The organism is Orientia tsutsugamushi (genome assembly GCF_900327275.1).
Classification (GTDB): Bacteria; Pseudomonadota; Alphaproteobacteria; order Rickettsiales; family Rickettsiaceae; genus Orientia; species Orientia tsutsugamushi.
Window position 1 is genome coordinate 113,822 of sequence record NZ_LS398548.1, and the last position, 21,524, is coordinate 135,345.

The 21,524-nt window shown below is 29.9% G+C and carries 16 protein-coding genes and 8 pseudogenes; 11 read left to right on the plus strand and 13 right to left on the minus strand.

Translation table 11 applies throughout. The annotated features are described in order from the left end of the window. Window positions 1-9 precede the first annotated feature (9 nt). From DK405_RS13480 to DK405_RS00585, 6 genes and pseudogenes are all read left to right on the plus strand, one after another. Window positions 10-258 carry a hypothetical protein gene (locus DK405_RS13480; RefSeq protein ID WP_064612936.1) on the plus strand — a complete coding sequence of 83 codons (249 nt, stop codon included), beginning with the start codon at window positions 10-12 and terminating at the stop codon, window positions 256-258. 45 nt (window positions 259-303) lie between these two features. Then, on the plus strand, window positions 304-486 hold the full coding sequence (locus tag DK405_RS13485; protein ID WP_064612935.1) for a hypothetical protein: 183 nt from the start codon (window positions 304-306) through the stop codon (window positions 484-486). Between the two features lie 338 nt (window positions 487-824). Continuing rightward, entirely contained in the window at window positions 825-1,148 is a 324-nt protein-coding gene (locus tag DK405_RS00570) for a hypothetical protein (protein WP_064612934.1), read from the plus strand. Beyond that, a pseudogene (locus DK405_RS00575) lies at window positions 1,148-1,700 on the plus strand (TraE/TraK family type IV conjugative transfer system protein). Before DK405_RS00570 ends, DK405_RS00575 begins: the two are co-directional and overlap by 1 nt. Then, complete coding sequence (locus DK405_RS00580; RefSeq protein ID WP_064612933.1) at window positions 1,697-1,915, plus strand: hypothetical protein; 219 nt, start codon at window positions 1,697-1,699, stop codon at window positions 1,913-1,915. The pseudogene DK405_RS00575 and the gene DK405_RS00580 overlap by 4 nt, the downstream one beginning before the upstream one ends. A gap of 7 nt (window positions 1,916-1,922) precedes the next feature. Beyond that, window positions 1,923-2,744 (plus strand): annotated as a pseudogene (locus DK405_RS00585) (IS5 family transposase). Window positions 2,745-3,459: 715 nt separating this feature from the next. Here DK405_RS00585 and DK405_RS00595 read toward each other — a convergent pair. From DK405_RS00595 to DK405_RS00600, 3 genes are all read right to left on the minus strand, one after another. Continuing rightward, window positions 3,460-5,154, minus strand: coding sequence for a tetratricopeptide repeat protein (locus tag DK405_RS00595; protein WP_064612727.1), 1,695 nt, complete (start codon window positions 5,152-5,154; stop codon window positions 3,460-3,462). 96 nt (window positions 5,155-5,250) lie between these two features. Then, window positions 5,251-5,394: a hypothetical protein gene (locus DK405_RS12670; RefSeq protein ID WP_155367724.1), complete on the minus strand. Its 144-nt coding sequence runs from the start codon at window positions 5,392-5,394 to the stop codon at window positions 5,251-5,253. A gap of 83 nt (window positions 5,395-5,477) precedes the next feature. Further along, window positions 5,478-5,933 (minus strand): conjugal transfer protein TraD, encoded by a 456-nt coding sequence (locus tag DK405_RS00600; protein ID WP_045915087.1) that lies wholly within the window; start codon window positions 5,931-5,933, stop codon window positions 5,478-5,480. A 297-nt stretch (window positions 5,934-6,230) separates the two neighbouring features. Here DK405_RS00600 and DK405_RS00605 point away from each other — a divergent pair. Together DK405_RS00605 and DK405_RS00610 are read left to right on the plus strand one after the other, a co-directional pair. Further along, window positions 6,231-6,902, plus strand: a pseudogene (locus tag DK405_RS00605) (MobA/MobL family protein); the annotation flags it as partial. Between the two features lie 550 nt (window positions 6,903-7,452). Then, window positions 7,453-7,707: pseudogene (locus tag DK405_RS00610) on the plus strand (conjugal transfer protein TraD); the annotation flags it as partial. Between the two features lie 67 nt (window positions 7,708-7,774). Here the strand turns inward: DK405_RS00610 and DK405_RS00615 are convergent. From DK405_RS00615 to DK405_RS00635, 5 genes and pseudogenes are all read right to left on the minus strand, one after another. Then, window positions 7,775-8,749, minus strand: a complete 975-nt coding sequence (locus DK405_RS00615; RefSeq protein ID WP_064612726.1) for an Rpn family recombination-promoting nuclease/putative transposase — start codon at window positions 8,747-8,749, stop codon at window positions 7,775-7,777. A 121-nt stretch (window positions 8,750-8,870) separates the two neighbouring features. Next, a pseudogene (locus DK405_RS00620) lies at window positions 8,871-9,447 on the minus strand (HD domain-containing protein). 100 nt (window positions 9,448-9,547) lie between these two features. Beyond that, the gene (locus DK405_RS13495) at window positions 9,548-10,405 is read right to left on the minus strand and encodes a sensor histidine kinase (protein WP_064612725.1); all 858 of its coding nucleotides are present in this window, start codon (window positions 10,403-10,405) and stop codon (window positions 9,548-9,550) included. Then, the gene (locus DK405_RS13500; protein ID WP_064612724.1) at window positions 10,380-11,156 is read right to left on the minus strand and encodes an ATP-binding protein; all 777 of its coding nucleotides are present in this window, start codon (window positions 11,154-11,156) and stop codon (window positions 10,380-10,382) included. The genes DK405_RS13495 and DK405_RS13500 overlap by 26 nt, the downstream gene beginning before the upstream one ends. 355 nt (window positions 11,157-11,511) lie before the next feature. Next, window positions 11,512-11,652 (minus strand): hypothetical protein, encoded by a 141-nt coding sequence (locus DK405_RS00635; protein WP_012461033.1) that lies wholly within the window; start codon window positions 11,650-11,652, stop codon window positions 11,512-11,514. Between the two features lie 195 nt (window positions 11,653-11,847). On the opposite strand from DK405_RS00635, the gene DK405_RS00640 reads away from it, so the two are divergent. Continuing rightward, a complete protein-coding gene (locus DK405_RS00640) occupies window positions 11,848-13,716 on the plus strand; it encodes a hypothetical protein (RefSeq protein WP_045913037.1) in 1,869 nt (622 codons plus the stop codon). A 468-nt stretch (window positions 13,717-14,184) separates the two neighbouring features. Continuing rightward, window positions 14,185-14,994, plus strand: a pseudogene (locus DK405_RS00645) (DNA adenine methylase). Between the two features lie 3 nt (window positions 14,995-14,997). On the opposite strand, the gene DK405_RS00650 reads toward DK405_RS00645, so the two are convergent. The 5 genes and pseudogenes from DK405_RS00650 to DK405_RS00670 all read right to left on the minus strand — a co-directional run bounded on the left by DK405_RS00650 (window position 14,998) and on the right by DK405_RS00670 (window position 20,273). After that, window positions 14,998-15,546 (minus strand): hypothetical protein, encoded by a 549-nt coding sequence (locus DK405_RS00650; RefSeq protein ID WP_045912774.1) that lies wholly within the window; start codon window positions 15,544-15,546, stop codon window positions 14,998-15,000. Window positions 15,547-15,648: 102 nt separating this feature from the next. Next, window positions 15,649-16,293, minus strand: a complete 645-nt coding sequence (locus DK405_RS00655) for an ankyrin repeat domain-containing protein (protein ID WP_109510532.1) — start codon at window positions 16,291-16,293, stop codon at window positions 15,649-15,651. Between the two features lie 11 nt (window positions 16,294-16,304). Beyond that, a complete protein-coding gene (locus DK405_RS00660; protein ID WP_109510533.1) occupies window positions 16,305-16,880 on the minus strand; it encodes an HD domain-containing protein in 576 nt (191 codons plus the stop codon). A 235-nt stretch (window positions 16,881-17,115) separates the two neighbouring features. Further along, window positions 17,116-18,552 (minus strand): annotated as a pseudogene (locus tag DK405_RS00665) (replicative DNA helicase). Between the two features lie 8 nt (window positions 18,553-18,560). Further along, the gene (locus DK405_RS00670; protein WP_109510534.1) at window positions 18,561-20,273 is read right to left on the minus strand and encodes a DnaA N-terminal domain-containing protein; all 1,713 of its coding nucleotides are present in this window, start codon (window positions 20,271-20,273) and stop codon (window positions 18,561-18,563) included. 155 nt (window positions 20,274-20,428) lie between these two features. Between DK405_RS00670 and DK405_RS13505 the strand changes: the two are divergent. Next, window positions 20,429-21,466, plus strand: a pseudogene (locus DK405_RS13505) (conjugal transfer protein TraN); the annotation flags it as partial. Window positions 21,467-21,524 lie beyond the last annotated feature (58 nt).

Genomic DNA, 21,524 nt, shown 5'->3' on the forward strand with positions numbered 1-21,524 from the left:
AGGGCAAATATGGTTTTTGATGAAGAGACTCAAAAATCCTGGCCTGCACTCACTATTTTTGTTAAAAATGACAAAGATGAAATTACTGGAGCTAAGATATTAGCTCTGAATTCAAAAACATGTAATAAAGCTGATGTAGCTGAAAAATCTGTTGGTACAATTAGTGGCTCATTTGCTGAAATTGCTCAACAAAATTCAAAATATTCACCTGTAACAATCATTACAAAGGATATTGAAACAGCGTTAACCATTAGGTAAGCTGGAGTCGAAGGAAAAATCTTATGTGCAATTGAAGCCGAAAATTTGCAAAACTATAATCCTGGCCCAAAAGAAAAGATCATTCTAGCAGTTAAAAATGACGTAAATACTGAAAAAGCAGAAAAAGTTCTGGAGGATAAGGGAGCAGTAGTCTGCACAGTCAAAAATGACTTCAATAATATACCTCTTTCGAAACTGGTTGACGTAGTTCAAAATTATAAATGCTAGAGATCAAATTAAATCTAAGACCTAATCTTTATCTTTTACGTCTTATTTTGATATTTATCAGCAATAATTTTGAACTACGTCAACCAGTTTCGAAAGAGGTCTACTATAGCTTGTATGGAGTTAGTACGAGAGTATATGTCTAAGGCTACACAAATAATTAGGGGATGTGCTAGCAGTTATAATATTTATAATACTATCTGACCGATATAAACTTTATGGTAGGAATAGTGCGACTTCATGTCACACATGCATGTATGTAAACTAATTATTGCAGGTAAAATCTATGTTTGAAGATATTTAGCTAATTTAAACATTATAGTAGCAGAACGAGAAATCTCATGCTAAAATTGAGGCTGAAGGTAATTATGCAAAATCAAAAATTATGTTGGGCATTATCGAGGCCGTTGAAGTATATAGGTTTGAGCATTGATGAATGGGGAGTAGTATTATCTGGAGTAGCTCCAGGAATTGTACTACTAAACAGTAGGCATGCTAAATTAGGCCTAGCATTTATGGTTGGAGGAATTGCTCTATGTTATTGCTTTAAGAAATTTAAGAAGGTATCGGAGAATTTTTTGCTAAAAAGTTTTTTAGTAGCTAAAGTGGTATTGTTAGCTTCATTAGGATATCCAAGGCTTTTAGGCAAAAAAGTTGGCAAATAATGAATCATCTCTTTAAGCAAAATGCTATACAAGAGCTGGTTAAATATAATAAATGCTTACTTTCAGTAACTATATTGCTAGCTGCAGCTAATATAATTGCGATAATGGCTGCAATTACCAAAGAAGAAAAGTGGTTATTAATTCCAGCAATTGAGCCTGATCGTAAAATGACGATTTCATCAAAAAATTACCATGAAACCTATTTAAAGGAATGGGCAATTTATGTGACGAAACTCTTACTTACTACTTCTCCAAATGAGGTGGAAAGGCAAATAGCTGACATGAAGGTGGTATTCAGTAATACTGAATCTTTAAATAAATTTTTTCATAATCATTTGCAATTTGTTAAAGGCTCAAATGTATCTTCAGTCTTTTTTCCGAAGAATGTTGAAGTGATAAATGAATGGAGTATTAATTAGTGGCACGCTTCGTTATTGGTTTAGCGATAGTAAACATATAGCTGTCGATAAGACTTACTTTCTGACTTACAAGCGAACTCCTAATTACCTTTTATTGTTGACTGGTGTTAAAGAGAATGGAATAAAAAAATGAGTATTAGAGTTTTGAGATTTATGATAGGGCTTATTGCTTTGGTAAACGTTAATAATATATATGCAGTAGAATATGAGTTAGAAGCTGACAATTTACTAAAGCTTGAGATTTCTGATAGTGGGCAAACAAGAATTAATCTTAAAGATGAAAAAATTAATAGACTTCTTTCGAAACTAGAGAATGATGTAGAATGGTGTTATAAAAATCTAATTTGAAGTAATAATGAAATTAGATCAGATTAAAGAGTTAAAGGATGAAAAATTTCATCGATTAACAGGAGTAAGGAAGAGGACATTTTCAAAGATGGTGGATATTTTGAGGAAAGCTGATGGTCTTAAGAAATCAAAAGGTGGACGTAAAAATAAGCTCAATTTGGAGGAACAGTTGCTGATGGTGTTAGAATACCTTAGAGAATACCGTACTTATTTCCATATAGGTCAGAACTATGGAATTAGTGAAAGTTCAGCATATAAAGCTGTAAAATGGGTAGAAGACACCCTAGTTAAACACCAAAACTTTGCTCTTCCAGGCCGTAAAGCTTTAATGAAGAGTGATATGAATTATGAAGTAGTCTTGATTGATGCTACTGAGAGTCCTATAGAAAGACCTAAAAAAACAAAAATTCTATTATTCAGGAAAGAAGAAAAGGCATACACTAAAAACTCAAATAGTGGTAGATAAGAAAACGCGCAAGTAATATGTACAGATTTTTCTAACGGTAAAAAACATGACTTTAGATTATTTAAGAAATCCAAAATTCTTATCCATCCTAAGGTAAAAGTGATTACTGATACAGGATATCAAGGCATACAAAAAATTCACAATAATTCTGAATTACCAAAGAAAAAAAGCAAGAAAAATCCTTTAACTAAAAATGATAAAAAGAATAATCATAGGTTAGCAGGAGCAAGAGTTGTGAATGAAAACGTTATTGGTATACTAAAACGCTTCAAAATTATTGCTGACAAATATCGAAATAGACGTAAAAGATTCTCTCTTAGATTTAATTTGATCTCTGGCATTTATAATTTTGAACTACTTTAACCAGTTTCGAAATAGGTCTAATGAAAAAGTAATTAGTATGACATATTCTATAGGTTTTCTGAAAAAATGTGCTGAACATATAAGGAAAGAGCGAAAATTAGTTTTGAATCAGTATCAAAACGTTTTGTGATAGGAAAGAATACAGTGTTTGTATTGCATTAAAACATATTGCGTTAAAAAACAGAAACAGAGCTTTAACAAAAATCTTTATTGATAAACTAAAAGAAGACGTGAGACAAGATAGTAACGCATATCAATATGAAAGAGCTGAACGACTATGAGTAAGTAAGTTAGGTATACAAAAAGCTTAAAGAGATTAAATATTACATATAAGAAAAACTTTAAAACATCTAAAGTCAAAAAAGAAGAGAGATTAAAATTTCAGAATAAGATAAAACGATACAAAGACAAAGAAAAAATTATTTTCTTGATGGATAAGAGAGGTTTTGTTCATAGTACAATTAGAACTCACAGATATGTAGCAAAAGGCATGAGATGTTACTGATGTTATGATTCATCAGTCAAAGAGAACTAATGTTAAGCAGCACTAGTAGATAAATTTCTGCTAACTGTATCAATTTTTGACTGCAATGTTAATCCGCTATTTTAAACTAGACCTCTTTCGAAACTGGTTAAGGTAGTTCAAAATTATTGCTGATAAATATCGAAATAGACGTAAAAGATTCGGTCTTAGATTTAATTTGATCTCTGGCATTTATAATTTTGATACGTTAACCAGTTTCGAAAGAGGTCTATTATAGTAAGCCTCTGAAAAATCTGGTTGATACTTAATAGCCAAATCAAAATTCTCTATTGCCTCTTGATATTGTTCTAGTATACATAAAGCAGATCCTTTATTATTGTAAGAGCCTGCGTAATTTGTGCTGTATCGAATAGCTTGATCATAATTGTCAATTGCTTCTAGTAGCTTTCCAAGATTTTTCAAAGCATTTCCTTTAGCATGATAAGCTTCTACCAAATCTGGTTGATACTTAATAGCTATATCATAATTTTTAATCGCCTCTTGATGGTGCCCTAATTCATTCAAAGTAATTCCTTTATTAACATAAGCTTCTATCAAATCTGGTTTATACTTAATAGCTATATCATAATTTTCAATTGCCTCTTGATTGCGCCCTAATTCAGCTAAAGAAACTCCTTTATTATAATAAGCTTCTGCATAATTAAGTTTATACTTAATAGCTAAATCAAAATTTTCTATTGCTTTTTGATATTGTCCTGATTTACATAAACAAACTCCTTTATTAACATAAGCTTTTGAATAATTAGGTTTGTACTTAATAGCTAAATCAAAATTTTCTATTGCTTCTTGAAATTGTCCTAATTCATCTAAACAATTTCCTTTATTATAATAAGCTTCTGCATCATTAGGATTATACTTAATAGCTAAATCAAAATTTTCTATTGCTTTTTGATATTGTCCTGATTCACATAAACAAACTCCTTTATTAACATAAGCTTTTGAATAATTAGGTTTGTACTTAATAGCTAAATCAAAATTTTCTATTGTTTCTTGAAATTGTCCTAATTTATCTAAACAATTTCCTTTATTATAATAAGCTTCTGCATGATTAGGATTATACTTAATAGCTAAATCGTAGTTTTCTATTGCTTCTTGAAATTGTCCTAATTCAGCTAAAGAAACTCCTTTATTAACATAAGCATTTGCATAATCAGGTTTATACTTAATAGCTAAATCGTAGTTTTCTATTGCTTCTTGATGTTGTCCTAATTTACCTAAACAAACTCCTTTATTATAATAAGCATCTGCATAATCAGGTTTATACTTAATAGCTAAATCAAAATTTTCTATTGCTTCTTGAAATTGTCCTAATTCATCTAAACAATTTCCTTTATTATAATAAGCTTCTGCATCATTAGGATTATACTTAATAGCTAAATCAAAATTTTCTATTGCTTTTTGATATTGTCCTGATTCACATAAACAAACTCCTTTATTAACATAAGCTTTTGAATAATTAGGTTTGTACTTAATAGCTACATCATAATTTTTTATTGCCTCTTGATGGTGTCCAAGTTCGCATAAAGAAACTCCTCTATTAATATAAATACCTAGATTAGTTGAATCATATTGAATAGCTTGATCATAATTTTTAATTGCTTCTTGATATTGGCCTAATTTGTCTAAAGATATTCCTTTATGATAATAAGCTTCTGCATCATTTGGATTGTATCGAATAGCTGTATCATAATTCTTTATTGCCTCTTGATATTGTCCTAGTTCGTATAAAGAAATTCCTTTAGCATAATAAGCTTCTATACAATCTGGATTACACTTAATAGCTACATCATAATTTTTAATTGCTTTTTGATATTTTCCCAACTTAAGAAATGAATTTCCTTTATTACAAAATTTGTCTGCTAGCATATCTTTACCCTAAAATTAAATACTGTTATATGAGCAGATTATTTTGATGCAACAGATGTAACTGTATTAATAATACTGTCATATATTTCATATGATTTATAAAAATTCCCCTTTAAATTTTTGATTAGCTGTGATAATTGCTAAATCAAATGTGCTGTTACAAATTTTCTTTTTTACAGCCTTATTTTTAATACTATCAGAGATTTCATCAAAATTCTTTATTTTTTTTATTATTACCATCAGTTATGTTATTCTAAAATTCTTACTCTATATTTTCTATCAGTACTAATATTGCTAGCTGTGCATATAGTTTGAACTATTATCTAAGATACAAGCTCAAGTTTATACTGAACATTGAGAAGGCCATTCTTTAAGGCCTCAATATCCTTAACATGGCCGCACCATTCTTGACGAAAACTGTTCCATTTTAAGCCATGAAGGCGAATGTGGCGCTTAGTGTTTTCATCTGGTTCAGAGGTGAATTTTAAAATCACAGCCGCTTTATTTTGCTGTTCTTTATCAAAAATATCTTTACCTATTGTAGTCCAATGATCCTGAACATTTGGATGTTGTGTTAAAGTTTCTTTTAGTGAAACAATTGCACCAAATAAAGTATTTGCTGATAAGTGATCAAGCTTAGCTTTAGCAACTAATCCACCCATTTCGATAAGACGTCGAGTACGCATTTTACGTTCTTTAATTTTAAGGTTAACCTCATCCATGATTAGCCTAGCCTTTTTTTGTTGAAGAGTAATTTTTTGCTGCATAAGATTTGCCATGTTAGTAATTCAGAAAGATAAAAAAATCAGGCAAGAATATATCAAAATAAAATTCCAGTAAAGAAAAAAAACCGCGCCTACCAAACCAACATCAAATAATTATAGTCAAAAAAACGTGAATTCAAGGTTAGAAGCTTCATTGAAAAATAAGCTTACTACGCAATACGTAAACTTGAAAGTTTACTGTTAAAAAATGAGTACTCATTAACCGATTGAATGTTAAAAAAAAAGAAGTTTGTGCTAGCAAAATCAAAAAAACCATGCTAACTTAAAACTCAGGTGAGAATTGGTATTGAGATGGCGATACAGTTTACAAGGATTGAATTTTTAAGTAGAAGTACAGGAGGTGATAGTTGTCGTAAGGCAGCGTATAATGCAAGAACTATTGTTGAAAACGAGAAGACAGGTATAAAGTATAACTTCTCTCGTAAGAAAGATAATGTATATCATACAGTGCTGATACCGGATTATGTAAATCAAGACTTCAAGAATATTCAAACATTAATGAATGAGGTAGAACGAACAGAAACAAGAGAAAATAGTAAGTTGTTGAAGGATATAGTAATAGCATTGCCAGACGAGAAGGAGCTAAATTTAGAGCATAGAATAGAACTAACTCATCGAATAGTTGATGCAATGGAATGGGTGCAAAATGGTCTTGGAGTACAGATAGACATTCATAAGCCTCAAATAGGAGATAAAAACTGGCATACACATATATTGCTTACTATGAGAAGATTTAGAAAAGATGGAACTGGTTTAGGAGATAGAGCAGTAGATTTAAACCCAAAAATCATAACAGTTAATGGCAAAAAGGTTGTTATTAAAGATTCCGAGATGATTCATGAAAGAGTAAAAGAAATAATTAATGCATTTTTCGCTAAATTAGGCTTACCATATAGAGTTAAGGATACCAGCAAAGTGCCGGAAAAGCATATTGGACCTCCTAGAATTAGGAGTTTAATTAATAGGCATCTTTCGAAACTAGTTAAAGTAGTTCAAAATTATAACAAATTAAATCTAAGACCGAATCTTTTAGGTTTATTTCGATATTTATCAGCAATAATCTTGAACTACTTTAACCAGTTTCGAAAGAAGTCTAATAAAGGAATTGCTTTGAATGAATTGGGGCGACATCAAGAAGCAATTGAAAGTTGTAACCTGGCTATTAAATATGATTCTGATAATGTGTACGCATACCAGTTAGCAAATGAACTTGCACAAAAAATTAAAAAAAGCAATCTCCGCATCATAACTGATTAATTTTTAGAATCAAGGTACAGAGTTACATGTTCATAAGTTAAGAATGTTTTATTATTCTAGATTATAGACTATAGTCATTTACAATGAGGTTTGAGCATAAAAAAAGCGACAATAGTATCATAAGATTTACTAACAGGATATTTTATACGCAAACTTCATTGTAAATGACTATATATCAAAAAATATTCCTAAATATTAAGAGATATAGTCTTAAATCTTAGAGTTCAAAAAATAATGCTACTTTTTTTTGAACCAGCTATCTTTACATCCAAATGTTCAGAATCATTGGACTATAATCGGTAAAGATATTTTTGATAAAGAACAGCAAAATAAAGCTGCTGTGATTTTAAAATTTTCCTCTGAACCAGATGAAAACACTAAGCACTACATTCGCCTTCATAGCTTAAAATGGAATAGCTTTCGTCAAGAATGGTGCGGTCATGTTAAGGACATTGAGGCCTTAAAGAATGCCCTTCTCAATGTTCAGTATAGTATAGAACTTGTAGTGTGATATAAAGCATCTAATAGAAGTAGCATACAACACATCAAAAGTAAGATTTTGTGTTGTATATTTCTTATTATTTTACACTATTTTTTAAATTTAATACTTCTTGTATTGATAAATCCGTATATTCAGCAATTGTCTCAACTGATAATTCAGATTTCAATAATTTTATTGCAAAATCTTTTTTTGCTTCAGCTTTACCTTCAGCTTTACCTTTAGCCTCACCGAGCTTTATGCCTTCGGCTTTACCTTCAGCTTTGCCTTTAATCTCACCTAGCTTTATACCTTCAGCTTTACCTTCAGCTTTAGCGCGTTCGAGTTTATAATCTTCGACTGCTTTATTATCCCATATACGCTTTAACTCTTGTTCATAGGTTATTAGTTCATCTTCGCTCCAGTTAAACTGATCTAATGCCTCATACGCTCTTTTTATTATTAAATCTTCACCTATTATTTTATGATATCCATCTAATGTTGTTTCCTTTGCATGTTTAAAAAAATAGCACCACTTCTCTGTTATATTATTCAACTCTTCCACTCTATTTTTTTTAAATTTTGGTAATTCTATAAAGGTAAATGAAAAGTCCTTTAGATCATGCTCATATGTCTTTTTATCCAATATTACATGCCTTGATATATAGTCTTCTTTATTTGGAAACAATTTATAATCTGCTATAGCTATAAATATAACCTCCTTTAGGTCTGAGTATTTTCCTTCCTTCCCTCTATTTGGTTGCCTACCATATGCTTTTGCGGCATAATACTGAGCTCTTTTTTCAAATCCTTGTGTAGGATCTACTTGCATTTCTATTATATATTGCGCACCGTTTTTATCTTTACACAAAACATCTACTATTGATTCTTTTTTAGACGCTATGTCTGCATCTAATATCGTTCCTAAAAACTCTACTTCTATTATTTTTCTATTCCCTTCAAACAACAATATATCGTTCAGAAAATGTATTAGTATGTCCTTGTTTTTTTCTGATCCAAATATCTTTTTAAATGCTACATCATTCTTTGGATCTAAAAATCTTGATAAATGCATATATTTTTCATATTTTCTATTCTTTTTAAATTATACAATAAAATAACCTACATGAACATTCTCTTATTGAATTTTAATTTCTGCAATTCACTACATTAACCACCTATTAAACTTTAGTTTATTAGGTAGCATACAGCTTACAGTATTTATTTAGCTCTATAGCAATTTCTTGTAATTTAAGATATTCAGCAAGAGGTATAAATTCTTGCTGCGTTTCTAGTATGATTTCTTGTCTTTTTTCATAAGGTTTTATTGATACAGTCTGAATATTATGGAATCGGTCGAAAAGCTTAATTAATAATAGTTCTGTTTTATTTTGTCTATAAAATGTTTGAATCATTTCTCTAGAACTGATTTTTTTTATTATCCTTAATCCTGGTGAGATCTGAAACCTGTTCTGCAATATTATGACTAAATTCTTGACCTATTTTTTCTTTAGTTAGTGTTGTGTCTTCGATGGTATCATGTAGTATTGCTGTAATAATCGTATCTGTTTCAAAGCTGTAGTCTGATACCATATAAGCTACTTCTAATGGATGTGTGTAGTATAGTTCTCCTGTATCTCTCTTTTGCTGACCATGATATTTTTGGGCATAAAATATTGCTTTTTCAACTTTATCAAGATCAATTTCAGTATTAAATCTTACGTTGGTTTCAAACAGCTTATTTAGTAAGCTCTCGCTATAAAAGTTTATCATTTTTCATCTCTAAATAATCTTTAATAAATTATACAATAAATTAAACTTTTTATATACTTCAATCTTAGATAAAAACTGCGAAAGAAGCGAATTAATTTGATTAAAAAAGTTGTACTGGAATATTGCAAGTAATGGTTGTAAACTTGTCTTTTTCGCTTTCTATTTCCATTTCTCCATTAAGTTGATTGACAAGGTAATTTACAAACCATAATCCTGATTCAAGCATTAGCGGATAGTCTCGTACCAAGTCAAAATGAGCTAATTTAGCTTTTATATTCCCTAATTTTTCTTTTGAAATGCCGCTTCCTGTATCGTGTATTCTAAATTGTAGTATGTTATCGCTTTTTATATAATTTTTTACAGTAAACAAATGAACTGTAATTATAACCTTGCAGCTGTGATTAAATCTAATGACGCTCCCTATTAATTGACTTAATATAGCTTGTAAGTGATCACTATTTCCAATCACAATATCCTTCATTTTGTACTGAAAAATGTAATTGATTTTTATATCTTTCTCTTTTGCAATGTCTTCTAGTCGCCTAACGGCATCCTTTACTAGCTTTTGTATGCTAAATTTTTTTAAACATAAATTTTCATGCTCAATTTCGCTTCTAAGCGTGTAAACTACATCATTACAGTACTCTTGGAGATTTGCTGATCGATTTAATATTGTTTTCAGCTTATCTTTATTTTCCGAATCATTTAACATGATCTCGCTTGCAAGCCTTACAATTTCACTCGTTGCAATATTAAATCTATATTTAATCTCCTGTATTAAATCTGTACAATATTCTTTCAATGATTCAGCTACCTCGACCTGATACTTCGCTTTTCTTAGCTTTGTTATTATTTCCATATATTCATCGATATTCTCACTCTCTCCATTCACTAACGTAATTGGTATTGGAGGAATTTGTACCATCCATTTGTTAATTGTTTTCTTCTTTTCTTTCATAGCATTCTCCTAAAGAATAATTCAAACTAGTTATTGGCACTTCAAATGAAAAAGTTATGTAATTATTTTCCTCTTTTGCTCTTAGTCTTCCTTTTAGCTGATCTGTAAGATGTTTTATAAATGCTAATCCTTCTCCTAGTTCTTGATACATTACCAAATTCGTATTCTCTAGTTCAGCATTTATTCTTTCTAATTTTTCTTTAGAAGTGCTTAGTCCTATGTTTTGTACTGTAAATTGTAATATTTCTGAATACTGATTGAGGTTAATAGTAATCTTGCTATTTTTGCTGCTATTTATAATAGCACTACCAATTAACTGACTTATTACTGCTTTTATTCGAAAACTGTCTCCAATCAGAATCGGCTTTATGTCATTTTGAACATTTAGATTTATATTCTCATTCTCAAAATTTTTCCTCATTCTGATAACAGAATTATTTATTAGCAATTCTATGTTAAATGTTTCAATCCTTACATTCGTTGATGCTATATATTGTCTAAATAAAAAAATCATTCCATTTAGAGAAGCTATTATATTTACTTTTTTTCTGTCGTAGTTATTTACTATTAGCCTAAAATATTGTATCCACTCTATGCAATTTATGCTTACTTGCTCAGATTCCTCTAGCTGAAAGTATAGTTTTTGCATTTCACTATCTATCTGTTTTATTGTTGTGCTATTAATTCCCTCTGTGGATAATTTTTCGGTTAATTTATTGATTTTATTTTGACCTTCGTCTTCAATAGGCATAGAATTCTCCTGCTGTTTTAAGTGTTAAAATAGTTATGCTAGAGATTAAAAAATAAATTTCAGGTTTATACGCTTTTAATCTCTAACTAAATATTATCTAAATCTTGAATCTCAGATAATATCAGGTACACAGTATCATTTAGATTTTTATCAGTACATGACTTTTTGTCATAATTATGAAAAATTTTTCATCTTTTTTAAAGTAGATGCGAAATTGTCGCATTGTTATTTACATCTAAAAAAACAAAATATCCTTCAAAATTAGATATACAATTGATCCTGAGTTATAAAAAAAGACTTTGATAATTTAGTATATTAACTGAAAAAGTTCTGAACTTATCTTATTGCTCTTAATTTAAACATCAGGTTCGAGCACGTCTTTAAAACGACCCATAATATCACAAATATAAAAATCAAGTGCTGTATTAACTAAGTCAAAATCTTTTTTCTCTATCGAATTAAGATCTTCTTTTATTTCAAGCTGCCCTTGAGCCAATAGTAGTTGTTTGATAATTGCTTTTCTTTGTTCAGAATTAATGCAATGATAATTTTGAAATATAACAATTTCATTAAAAGTTATTGATTATTATTGATTAACAGTATATAGTTTTACTAGCGATTATTCATTTAATATGTAATAACTGATATTACAGTGTTAACTATTTAGATTATTAATTTTAAGGGTGAAGTTATGTATGAAGATATACCTGAAACGGATATAAATAAATTATATGATGAGTTTATCAATCATAGTTATGAAATAAATTTAGTACAACATTTTGAATCTATTAATAGATCATGTAATAATGATAATATAGACATAGGCATCGGGTGTGACGGTTATACAGCATTGCTTGGATATATACATCTTATTAAGTGTTATAAAGTTTTATTTGGTAATAACTGTATAAAACTTAAAGATATTACTTATCATCTTGAAGAAATATTGAAAAGCGCATTTTATATAACTCTTTTTGACAATACATATAATAATTTTAAAAGCTGGTGCTATAAAGCACGCAAAGATGATTTTAGACATTTTTTTGAAAATATATACAATGAAAATACATACCTTGAAAAACTATGCGATGATGGTTCTGATCTCTTTTTGAAAGAGCAAATTTCTTCAATGCTGATATATATTCAAAGGTTAGAAATGACCAAAAAAATGAATGATTTACTGTTTAGAGGAGAAACTTATATACCATGCATTACTAGGAATAAGGATGATAATATTCTACATTATAATATTATGAAATATTATCGCGATAATAATGAAGGCATTCACTATGGAATTTTATATAATGCAAGTACAAAGGTGGAGTATACACATTATCTTATCGCTAAATTGAACGGTATAAACGACTATGACGAACTTGTGAAAATAAATTGTACCATGGAGAATGGTGTAGCACGTTCTACAGGACTACACCATATAATTTCTGGCTCAATATATGATGCAATGAAACAAAAAATGTTTTATAAGTTAGCTAATGAAGAAGTAATACTATCAGACCCTAAACCAGCAAATAAAAAAGCAGTACGTGGAACGAGGTATGGTAATTGCACAACACAAACTGTTAGAGAAGTATTGAGAGATAATCTTCCAGATCAAATGTTCAGAGAGTTATATGATTTTATTACTTTAGTTCCATATTCCAGTAAATTAGAGATGTTAGAAAGAGTTATAGGTAAGTCATCAAATATAGAATATTGCACTGAATTTCCTATTTTAGAACCACTTACTGCAGATGAAGTCAAAGAAAAATTTCGTTGCGTATTTCAACGTAAGGTAAATGATATTTTAGAAATTGAACCTACGACTTTAATTGATAACTTAGAATTAATTAAAGTTGACAATCTAAATACTAATATCGCATTAGCATTATGCAGTGAAGGACGAGAATTTTTAGCAGAATCTAAAGCTAGATATTTGATCAATGCAGGCGTTATAAAACCAAATTCTAAAAAATCTCAAGCAATGGTAGATAAAGACTTATCATGTTGGCTTAGAGTATCACATTTTATTGAAGAATACAGTTTCTATACTATGGGATATAATCTTATTGCTAAAAAATGTTTGCTTATGGATGTACTTATAAACGAGTCGCTGTTAGATACAACACCTAAAGATGGAAATAACAAATCTAATACTAAAACAAATTGGGACTCTATAAATGCAGAAGATAAAAAATATATAGTACAGAAACTATTTTCTAGTACCATGAAAGATTCTGACTTTTATTTAACTAAAGAAATACTTTTAGTTATTAAGGAAGTATTACTTCAATCTGTTGAACATACTCTGAAAGATGATTTCTTAGATAATTCTCCATTACCTTTAGATATTAAAGATGAAATTGTTAATTCCTGCCGCAAATCTTGTCTTCAAAATCATAAAATAGATTTACCTGTCAGGGCTCAAATAGCTGGAGATAATTACTCTTCGAAAAACGCATTGAAGAATTTAAAGTTGGACATAGAAACTGAGATAATACCGAAAGGGCATGTTGCAAAAATAAAGCATGAGTTAGAGTTGGAACTTCGACAAAAATATTAAGAAATTGCTTTTGAAAGTTTATATTTAGGTACAAAATTTAAGCTATATGGAGTGGAGAATTTTTTTTGTTTATTGTTATTCTTATAACTAATAATCATAGCATTACTTTTGCTATTTGAAGTAGTAATTAAAGTGTAGCTAGAGATTCATTTGTACCTTTACTAACAGATTCTGAAGTTTTAATGAAATAACCTCTAGCTAAATATTATCTAAATCTTGAATCTCAGATAATATCAGGTATACAATATCATTTAGATTTTTAGCAGTACATGACTTTTTGTCATAATTATGAAAAATTTTTTCATCTTTTTTAAAGTGAATGCGAAATTATCACATTGTATCTCTAGCTACAAAAATATCATTCAAAAAAGATTTATAAAGAAAGTTCTGTAGCAGTTATTATTACTGGCTTTAAGGCTTATTTTCTGCTATAATTCATAGCAGAGATTTAATTAATCAAAAATTCTTGTGTCAATAGCAATTTCTAATGAACTAAAGCCTTTTCTCCATTGAGTTGGAGGCAAAAGGAGAATTGTTAATAAATTAATAGAGCATCTTCCTTCAGGGCCATACTATAATTACTATGAACCATTCCTTGGAGGTGGGGCTTTATTTTTTCAAGTTAGGCATCTTTTTAAACAATGTTTTTTGTCTGACATCAATCTTGATTTAATTACTAGCTATAATGCTGTTAAAAATAATCCTAATGAGGTCAATAGATTACTGAGTTTATATCACAAACATCATTCGAAGGATTATTATTATAAAGTTAAAAACAAATATAGTAATAATCCGAATGAAATTACCGCAAAATTTATATATCTTAATAAATATTCTTTTAGAGGAATTTATAGAGTCTACAAAAATGGACAATCTGCTCAAACATTTTCTGGTGAATGCTACATTAAACTCCATATTGCATCTAGAATAAACCAATGCAGCCGCCTTCTACATGGTGTATCAATTTATGCTACAGATTTTTCATTTATAGAGCCTCAACAAAATGATTTTGTTTATTTTGATCCTCCTTATCATAAATCTGGAGAACGGTTCTATACTAGACTTCCATTTGATGAAAAAGATCAAATTAGATTACGGGATTTTGTCAAAGAATTAACAAATAAAGGTGTTAAGATTATGATCTCAAATAATAATACTGCCTTTATTAGAGACTTATACAAAGATTTTAATATCAATACCGTTACAGTCGTATACTCAATCAATGAACAACGCAATCCTGTTAATGAACTAATCATTACTAACTATAAAACTTGCTAGTTATTAAATGTGAACCCGCAATCCAAATCGTATATGAATAGGAAGTGGTCTATAGTTAGCAATTGTGCTACATTCAATGTCTAAATATGTATCTCTTGATAAGTTTATTGTTGTACCAACTCCGTCTAAATATGTATCTCTTGATAAGTTTATTGTTGTACCAACTCCTAAGTCTATACCAGTACCGCTATCACCATTGAAAACTGATACTAGGCCACCTGTAACAAAAATTGATGCTTTGTTACCTTCAATTATATTATAATAATAATTTCCTTGAACAAAGTTATCTCTACAGTTGTGATGACACATAAATCCTAATCTTACATCCATTCTGTGCCGATCTAATCTATAACCAACTCCAGCTTCTAATGTGTCGTAGTTAGTAGCAATACCAGTTGAAAATTTTATATAGAATTGTGAAGTATCAATACTATCTTTGAAAGCATTGAAGTTTACATTATTATTCGCTGTACATATCGATGGTGAAGATAATACAACGAATGCTAACATAACTGCATAACACGGTTGTAAAGGTGATTTCAAAATACTCATAGCAGTTCTATCTAATTACAATATTTTTATGAAGCTTAATATTAATTGTATTCTGCGTCAACTTTCTTTATTAGCATTAACATATTAGCTATCTGTTAAAACCTAATACCATGGGACTGATTGTTCCGTTAGAAAGTTGAATACATCTGCATTACCGCTTTTAGCAGCGTAATCTATAGGAGTCATGCCGTTATCATCTTTTGCATCAATATCAGCACCATAATCAATCAAAAGCTGTATAACATCTATGATTTCATTACGAACAGCGATATGTAGTAGTGTTTCTCCTTCATCATATTTTTTATTAATACCAGTAGAATTATGTTTTAGCATAATTGCTAAAGGTTCTATACATCTGCATTCAACAGCATCAGATAAAGGTGTATTACCTTGATTATTTTCGATATTTACATCAGCATTATATTTTAGCAGTAATGCTATATGATCATTGCAATAGATAGGATATTTTTCGAAAAATTCATAATATACTTGAATTGTGTCAACAACAAGATGTAAAGCAGTGTGCCCATCATTATCTTGTGCGTTTACGTTAGCTCCATTGCTTAGTAAAATCTCGGCAATAGGTAGATTCTTATATTTTAAAGCCACAGATAAAGCAGTAGTGCCATCTTTATATTTTGAATTGACAAGTGTACTATCCTTATTAATAAGCTGCTTCACTTTTTTAATATCACCATCTTGAATAGCGCTATGTAAGGTATACTTAGTCTTAGATTTTAATATCATATATTTAATCCTTAGCTAGCATGAAGTTTACAATATTCACTTAAGCGTTCTCCAATCTCTGGTAGTTTAAGGTATTCAGCAAGAGCTATAAATTCTTGCTGAGTTTCAAATATTATTTCTTGCCTTTTGTGAGGATGTTTGATGAATATAGTTGTAATATTATGGAATCTATCAAAAAGCTTGATCAGTAATAGTTCTGTTTTATTTTGGCTGCGTAATATTTGTATCATTTCCATAGCACTGATTTTCTTATTATCCCTAACTCTGGTAAGGTCTGAAACCTGTTCTGCAATATTAGCACCAAATTCGTACCTTATTCTTTCTTTAGTTAGTTTTGTGTCTTCAAGTGTATCATGTAGTATTGCAGTAATAATTGTATCTGTTTCAAAGCTGTAGTCTGATACCATGTAGGCTACTTCTAATGGATGTGTGTAGTATAGTTCTCCAGTATCTCTCTTTTGCTGGCCATGATATTTTTTAGCATATTTTATTGCTCTTTCAACTTTATCAAGATCAATGTTGGTGTTAAATCTTATGTTGGTTCTGAACAGCTTATTTATTAAGCTCTCACTATAAAAATCTATCATTTTCCACCTCTAAATAGTTATTAATAAATTATACCATAATTTAAACTTTTTGTATACTCCAATCCCAGATAAAAACTGGAAAAGAAGCAAATTAAATTATAATTTTTTTGAATTCAGTTATCACGATGCCAAAAACCAATCTTGAGTTGCATATCTCTGGTGTTAATGAGTAAAATTTTGCTGTAATTTTTTTTTGGACAAGCATTTTTTCATCTTATGCATAATCTAGCGTTTATTAACATTGCTGAGAGTTTTTAACAATATTGCCAAATTTAGAATACCTAATATTATAGTGCAACTTCACTGTACCAACTGGCTCATTACGGTGTTTAGCAACAATTATTTCAGCAGTGTTATAACATTTATTTTGTCTAGCTTTCCATTCTGTGTATTCTGGAGTACCTCGATCTGGTTCTGATCTAGACAAGTAATATTCGTCACGATATATAAGCATTACAATATCGGCGTCCTGTTCAATTGAGCCTGATTCTCTTAGATCTGAAAGAATAGGCTTTTTATCTGACCTTTGTTCTACAGCTCTAGACAATTGAGATAACGCAATGATTGAAATATTGAGCTCTTTAGCAAGAGCTTTTAAGCTCTGAGTAATTTCAGAAATCTCCTGTACTCGATTATACTGACTTCCTCTGGAATCAATTTTTATTAGCTGTAAATAATCAATAAATAATATTGCTAAATTATGAGTACGTTTAAGTCTACGAGCTCGAGATCTAATTGCAGATATCGAGATTGCTGGAGCATCATCTATAAAAAAATTCCACTTTTGTATTTCGTCTTGTACAGTCTTTAACTTATCAACATCTTGTTCACCTATTTTACCGTTAAATAATGCAGAGCTATTAATTTCTGATTCTATAGAAAGAATTCGAGTAGAGATTTGCTGAGATGACATTTCTAAAGAAAAGAATCCAACTGATGGCACTACATTATCTTTAGTATTTTTTTTAGTAAGAAAATATTTACAAGCATTTATTGCTAAGTTAACTCCTAAAGCAGTTTTACCCATTGATGGCCTGCCAGCTAATATTATTAGGTCAGAATTTTTAAATCCTCCAAGCTTTGAATCAAGGTCAAGTAGTCCACTACTAATACCGTTAATAGAGTTTTTATTTTTAATAGCAGATGAAATTGATGTCCATGATTCTTCAATTGAAGTTTGTAATTTTGTAAATCCTTTACTTAAAGTTCATCTTGAACCTAGATCATATAATTGAGATTCAGCAGTTTCGATCTGACTTATAGCTAAATCTGCTAAAGTAGAAGAATATGCATTTGTTACTATTTTTTCTCCAATTTCAATTAAATAACGCCGCAGCGCGAGATCATATACTATTTTGCCGTATTCATTAACATTAACTATACTTAATGCTAAAGTTGTAAGTTTAGCTAGATAATCTACTCCACCTATTTCCTCAAATGCGAGTTCATTGCCTAGCATATTTTTGAGCGAAATTACAGTAGCACTAATTCCTTTACTAATAATGAGATTAATTGACTTGTATATTTTACCATGTAATGGTTCATAAAAATGTTCCGGCAGTAAAAATTCGTTAATGTTATATAGCGCACGATTGTTAATCAGAATTGCCCCAAGTATCATTTGCTCTGCCTGAATATTACTTGGAGCAATCTTTGCAAGATCTTTTTCCATATCACCCTTTAAATTTTATTAAAATTACTAAACTTAACTAACTCAAAAGAAAATCCTTGAGCTTTAAAAGAGGACTCAAGATCTTTCAGATAGTTCTCTCTGATGTAACTGTCTTCAAATTCTGTTTTTTCTTTAATGAATATTTTTTTGTTAACACTATCTTCATTTATAACTTCTAATTTGCTAAACCATGACTTATCGATAGCTTGACCATAACTTTTAATCAAAGATTCTCGTACTTTGTACCAAATCGAGTTGGAGCCTAGCTCTTTACTAAGTTCTGAAAGGTAATCTTCGTCACTTATTTGTTGCTGTAAAATTGTTGTTTTTTGATACTCCGTTGTGCTATTTGTAACTTGTTTTGATTCATCAAATGGTATAACTTGTAACAGCTCAATATCGTTGCCATGTACAGCTCGTATCTCCTGTAATATCTTGAATTTAATATGATCTGACAGTGTAATATTCTTAATCAACTTGATGTAATATTTGTTTTTAACCGCTGCTACAAAATCACAAGATGTTAAAATTTGATAAGCCATATCTGCTTCAAAGACTCCAGCTATTTTACGCTTCAACTGAGCCTTCATACTACGATCTGTACCAGATTCAATGTTTGCTAGATACTGTTCTTTAAATCTTCCTACATCATTAAAAAAATTTCCACTATTAGCCTGATCAGTAGTTAGTAATTCATTTGCTAAGGCTTTTGCCATATAGTTTAGCACTGCTATCTTATTTACAAAATGACGGTTTGGATATTTATTTGATAACTTCAACAGTAATTGATTTATGAAGTATATGTTGAAGCTTCTACTAGACATACGTTGTAGTATAATTGCATCTTCTGGTGTTAGTGGATAATAATCTGCTAGTCTTTTTCTTTTGGGATAGCATTCATTCTTTTCAACCTCTGAATTCTTAGTAATAGCTGGAGTTGCTAACTCACTATTTTGCTCATAATCCTTGTTTGATGGCTTGTCATTACTAACATCACTAAGCTCATAGAAATTCAAATTCTGTTGTTGCTGTTGATTTTCTTTTTCATTTTCTACTAACTCAATTTCTATAAAATCATCAGATTCCGTATATTTAAACTTCAAATTTTGCTGTTGATCTTCATTTTTATTTTGATCATTCTCTATTAACTTATCTTCAGTAGATCTAGATCTATTATTATTTTTTTTATTATTATTATATCTATATATGTAGCTGCAATTTTTTGCAGGTTCACCTGCAAATTCTTGCAAATTGATGTGAAAATTTTTTTGTTGCAGAAGGACAATTTTTTCTTCTTTTTTTTCTTTTTCAGTGAAACGCTGAAAATTTTTTAGAAGTTTTACACAAAGAACATTACGTACCTTGAGATTGCCTTTAATTATTGTTCTATTTTCAACTTTAATAAAACCTGCATTTCTTAATTCAACCAAACATTGTCTAACTCTGCGGTAACGAAGGTTTAACTCTTTTTCAAAAAAGTAATAACTTTCCTGTAATTCATCTATATCTTTGTTGTAATAGATATGTAGTCTATATACTATAAATGATAAAAGCTGTTTAGATGTTTTGCTTAAAGCTTTAGCATTATCTCCAATCAGATCTTTCCATTCTGCTGGAACAAAATTTCCAATAAAACGATAAAAGACAGTTGCATTATTGCTACTGTTATTATTAGCAATTTTGCAATTATTGCTTGCAAAATTACGCAAATTTTGCGCCATTTCTAACCTCCAAAAATGTCAGGTATAGCAGGTGATTTAGGCAATTTTTGCTATCAAAAACCACATTTTTTTAGCACAAATGTAGCAATTTTATAGCTATACTCGAAATTTAACACTCTGAAAGGCTTATAATAACTTAAGTAGTTTTAAACTATATATCTATAGAGCATATTGGTACATATTTTACACAAGCTTTCATAAATGAAAAATATATACTTCACTATGACTACAGAGATAAGACTCAAGAACTAAGGGAAGTAGCAGAATATTGGCAAGTTTTAAACCCTGAACTTGAGCAATTAACAGAAAGTAACGAATGCTATGAGGTCAATAGAATCAACTATGATGGTGGTGATAGAGTATTTTTTGACAAGTTTAAAGTCAATCGTCCATATTGGAAACAAAAGATTGTTTTTTCATGTACTAGCGATCCAAAAGATGGTTGCAAACACCTTAAAATTCAAAATTGCGAATTAAAAAACAGCACTTGCCAAAAATCAGTAGCAAATATTTGTTTACTATGGCAGCACGATTATAGCTGTTCAACTGAGAAGCAAACAATGCTACACTCATCGTTGCGTAATAACTCGATCTTTTGTTTAGGAGGTAATTGCAACACTCCGACTATTATACCAAACAGGGATATAGCTAAAGTAGCTCATCTAGCGATGCTAAATCAGATGAGCAAGGACATTAAAACAAATCCCGTTTCTGTATTTTCAGGAAAACATCGCAAATGCAAAAAAGATGTATTTAGTTTTTTGAATTGCTGCTCTTCAATGACTGGCTGGGGGCGTGATATAGGCTTATCATAATGCAAATCTAAGGAACAAGAATTAGCTCTATATAGAAAAAAAGGTTACTGCTACTATATTGGGACCTACTGTTCTTCAAGAATTCCGATATTAGGTATTTGCTTAGCTAGAAAGTCTACTTATTGCTGCTTTCAGTCAAAACTTGCAAGAATTTTTCAGGAAGAAGCAAGAAAACAGCTAAAAATAGACTTTGGTACACCTGAATGTCTAAATTGTAGAGGCCTTACTGTTAAGGAATTACAAAAAGTTGATTTCACTAAAATCAATATGGATGAACTATTTGGCGATATACTCACTAAGGCTCAAAACAGCATGAACAAAGACATTATTGCAGGAATCAAAGATAAAGTTCATCGTATGCAACAAAGCCGTCATTAAATACTATAGCTAGTTCCTTGTATGATAAAAATAAGTGAAATTGCAATAAAATAAAAGA

Bases quoted from the DNA above. Each gene is read 5' to 3' on its own strand.
- DK405_RS13480 (WP_064612936.1), top strand. From the start codon at position 10: ATGGTTTTTGATGAAGAGACTCAAAAATCCTGGCCTGCACTCACTATT.
- DK405_RS00570 (WP_064612934.1), top strand. From the start codon at position 825: ATGCTAAAATTGAGGCTGAAGGTAATTATGCAAAATCAAAAATTATGT.
- DK405_RS00580 (WP_064612933.1), top strand. From the start codon at position 1,697: ATGAGTATTAGAGTTTTGAGATTTATGATAGGGCTTATTGCTTTGGTA.
- DK405_RS00595 (WP_064612727.1), bottom strand. From the start codon at position 5,154: ATGCTAGCAGACAAATTTTGTAATAAAGGAAATTCATTTCTTAAGTTG.
- DK405_RS12670 (WP_155367724.1), bottom strand. From the start codon at position 5,394: ATGGTAATAATAAAAAAAATAAAGAATTTTGATGAAATCTCTGATAGT.
- DK405_RS00600 (WP_045915087.1), bottom strand. From the start codon at position 5,933: ATGGCAAATCTTATGCAGCAAAAAATTACTCTTCAACAAAAAAAGGCT.
- DK405_RS00615 (WP_064612726.1), bottom strand. From the start codon at position 8,749: ATGCATTTATCAAGATTTTTAGATCCAAAGAATGATGTAGCATTTAAA.
- DK405_RS13495 (WP_064612725.1), bottom strand. From the start codon at position 10,405: ATGAAAGAAAAGAAGAAAACAATTAACAAATGGATGGTACAAATTCCT.
- DK405_RS13500 (WP_064612724.1), bottom strand. From the start codon at position 11,156: ATGCCTATTGAAGACGAAGGTCAAAATAAAATCAATAAATTAACCGAA.
- DK405_RS00640 (WP_045913037.1), top strand. From the start codon at position 11,848: ATGTATGAAGATATACCTGAAACGGATATAAATAAATTATATGATGAG.
- DK405_RS00650 (WP_045912774.1), bottom strand. From the start codon at position 15,546: ATGAGTATTTTGAAATCACCTTTACAACCGTGTTATGCAGTTATGTTA.
- DK405_RS00655 (WP_109510532.1), bottom strand. From the start codon at position 16,293: ATGATATTAAAATCTAAGACTAAGTATACCTTACATAGCGCTATTCAA.
- DK405_RS00660 (WP_109510533.1), bottom strand. From the start codon at position 16,880: ATGATAGATTTTTATAGTGAGAGCTTAATAAATAAGCTGTTCAGAACC.
- DK405_RS00670 (WP_109510534.1), bottom strand. From the start codon at position 20,273: ATGGCGCAAAATTTGCGTAATTTTGCAAGCAATAATTGCAAAATTGCT.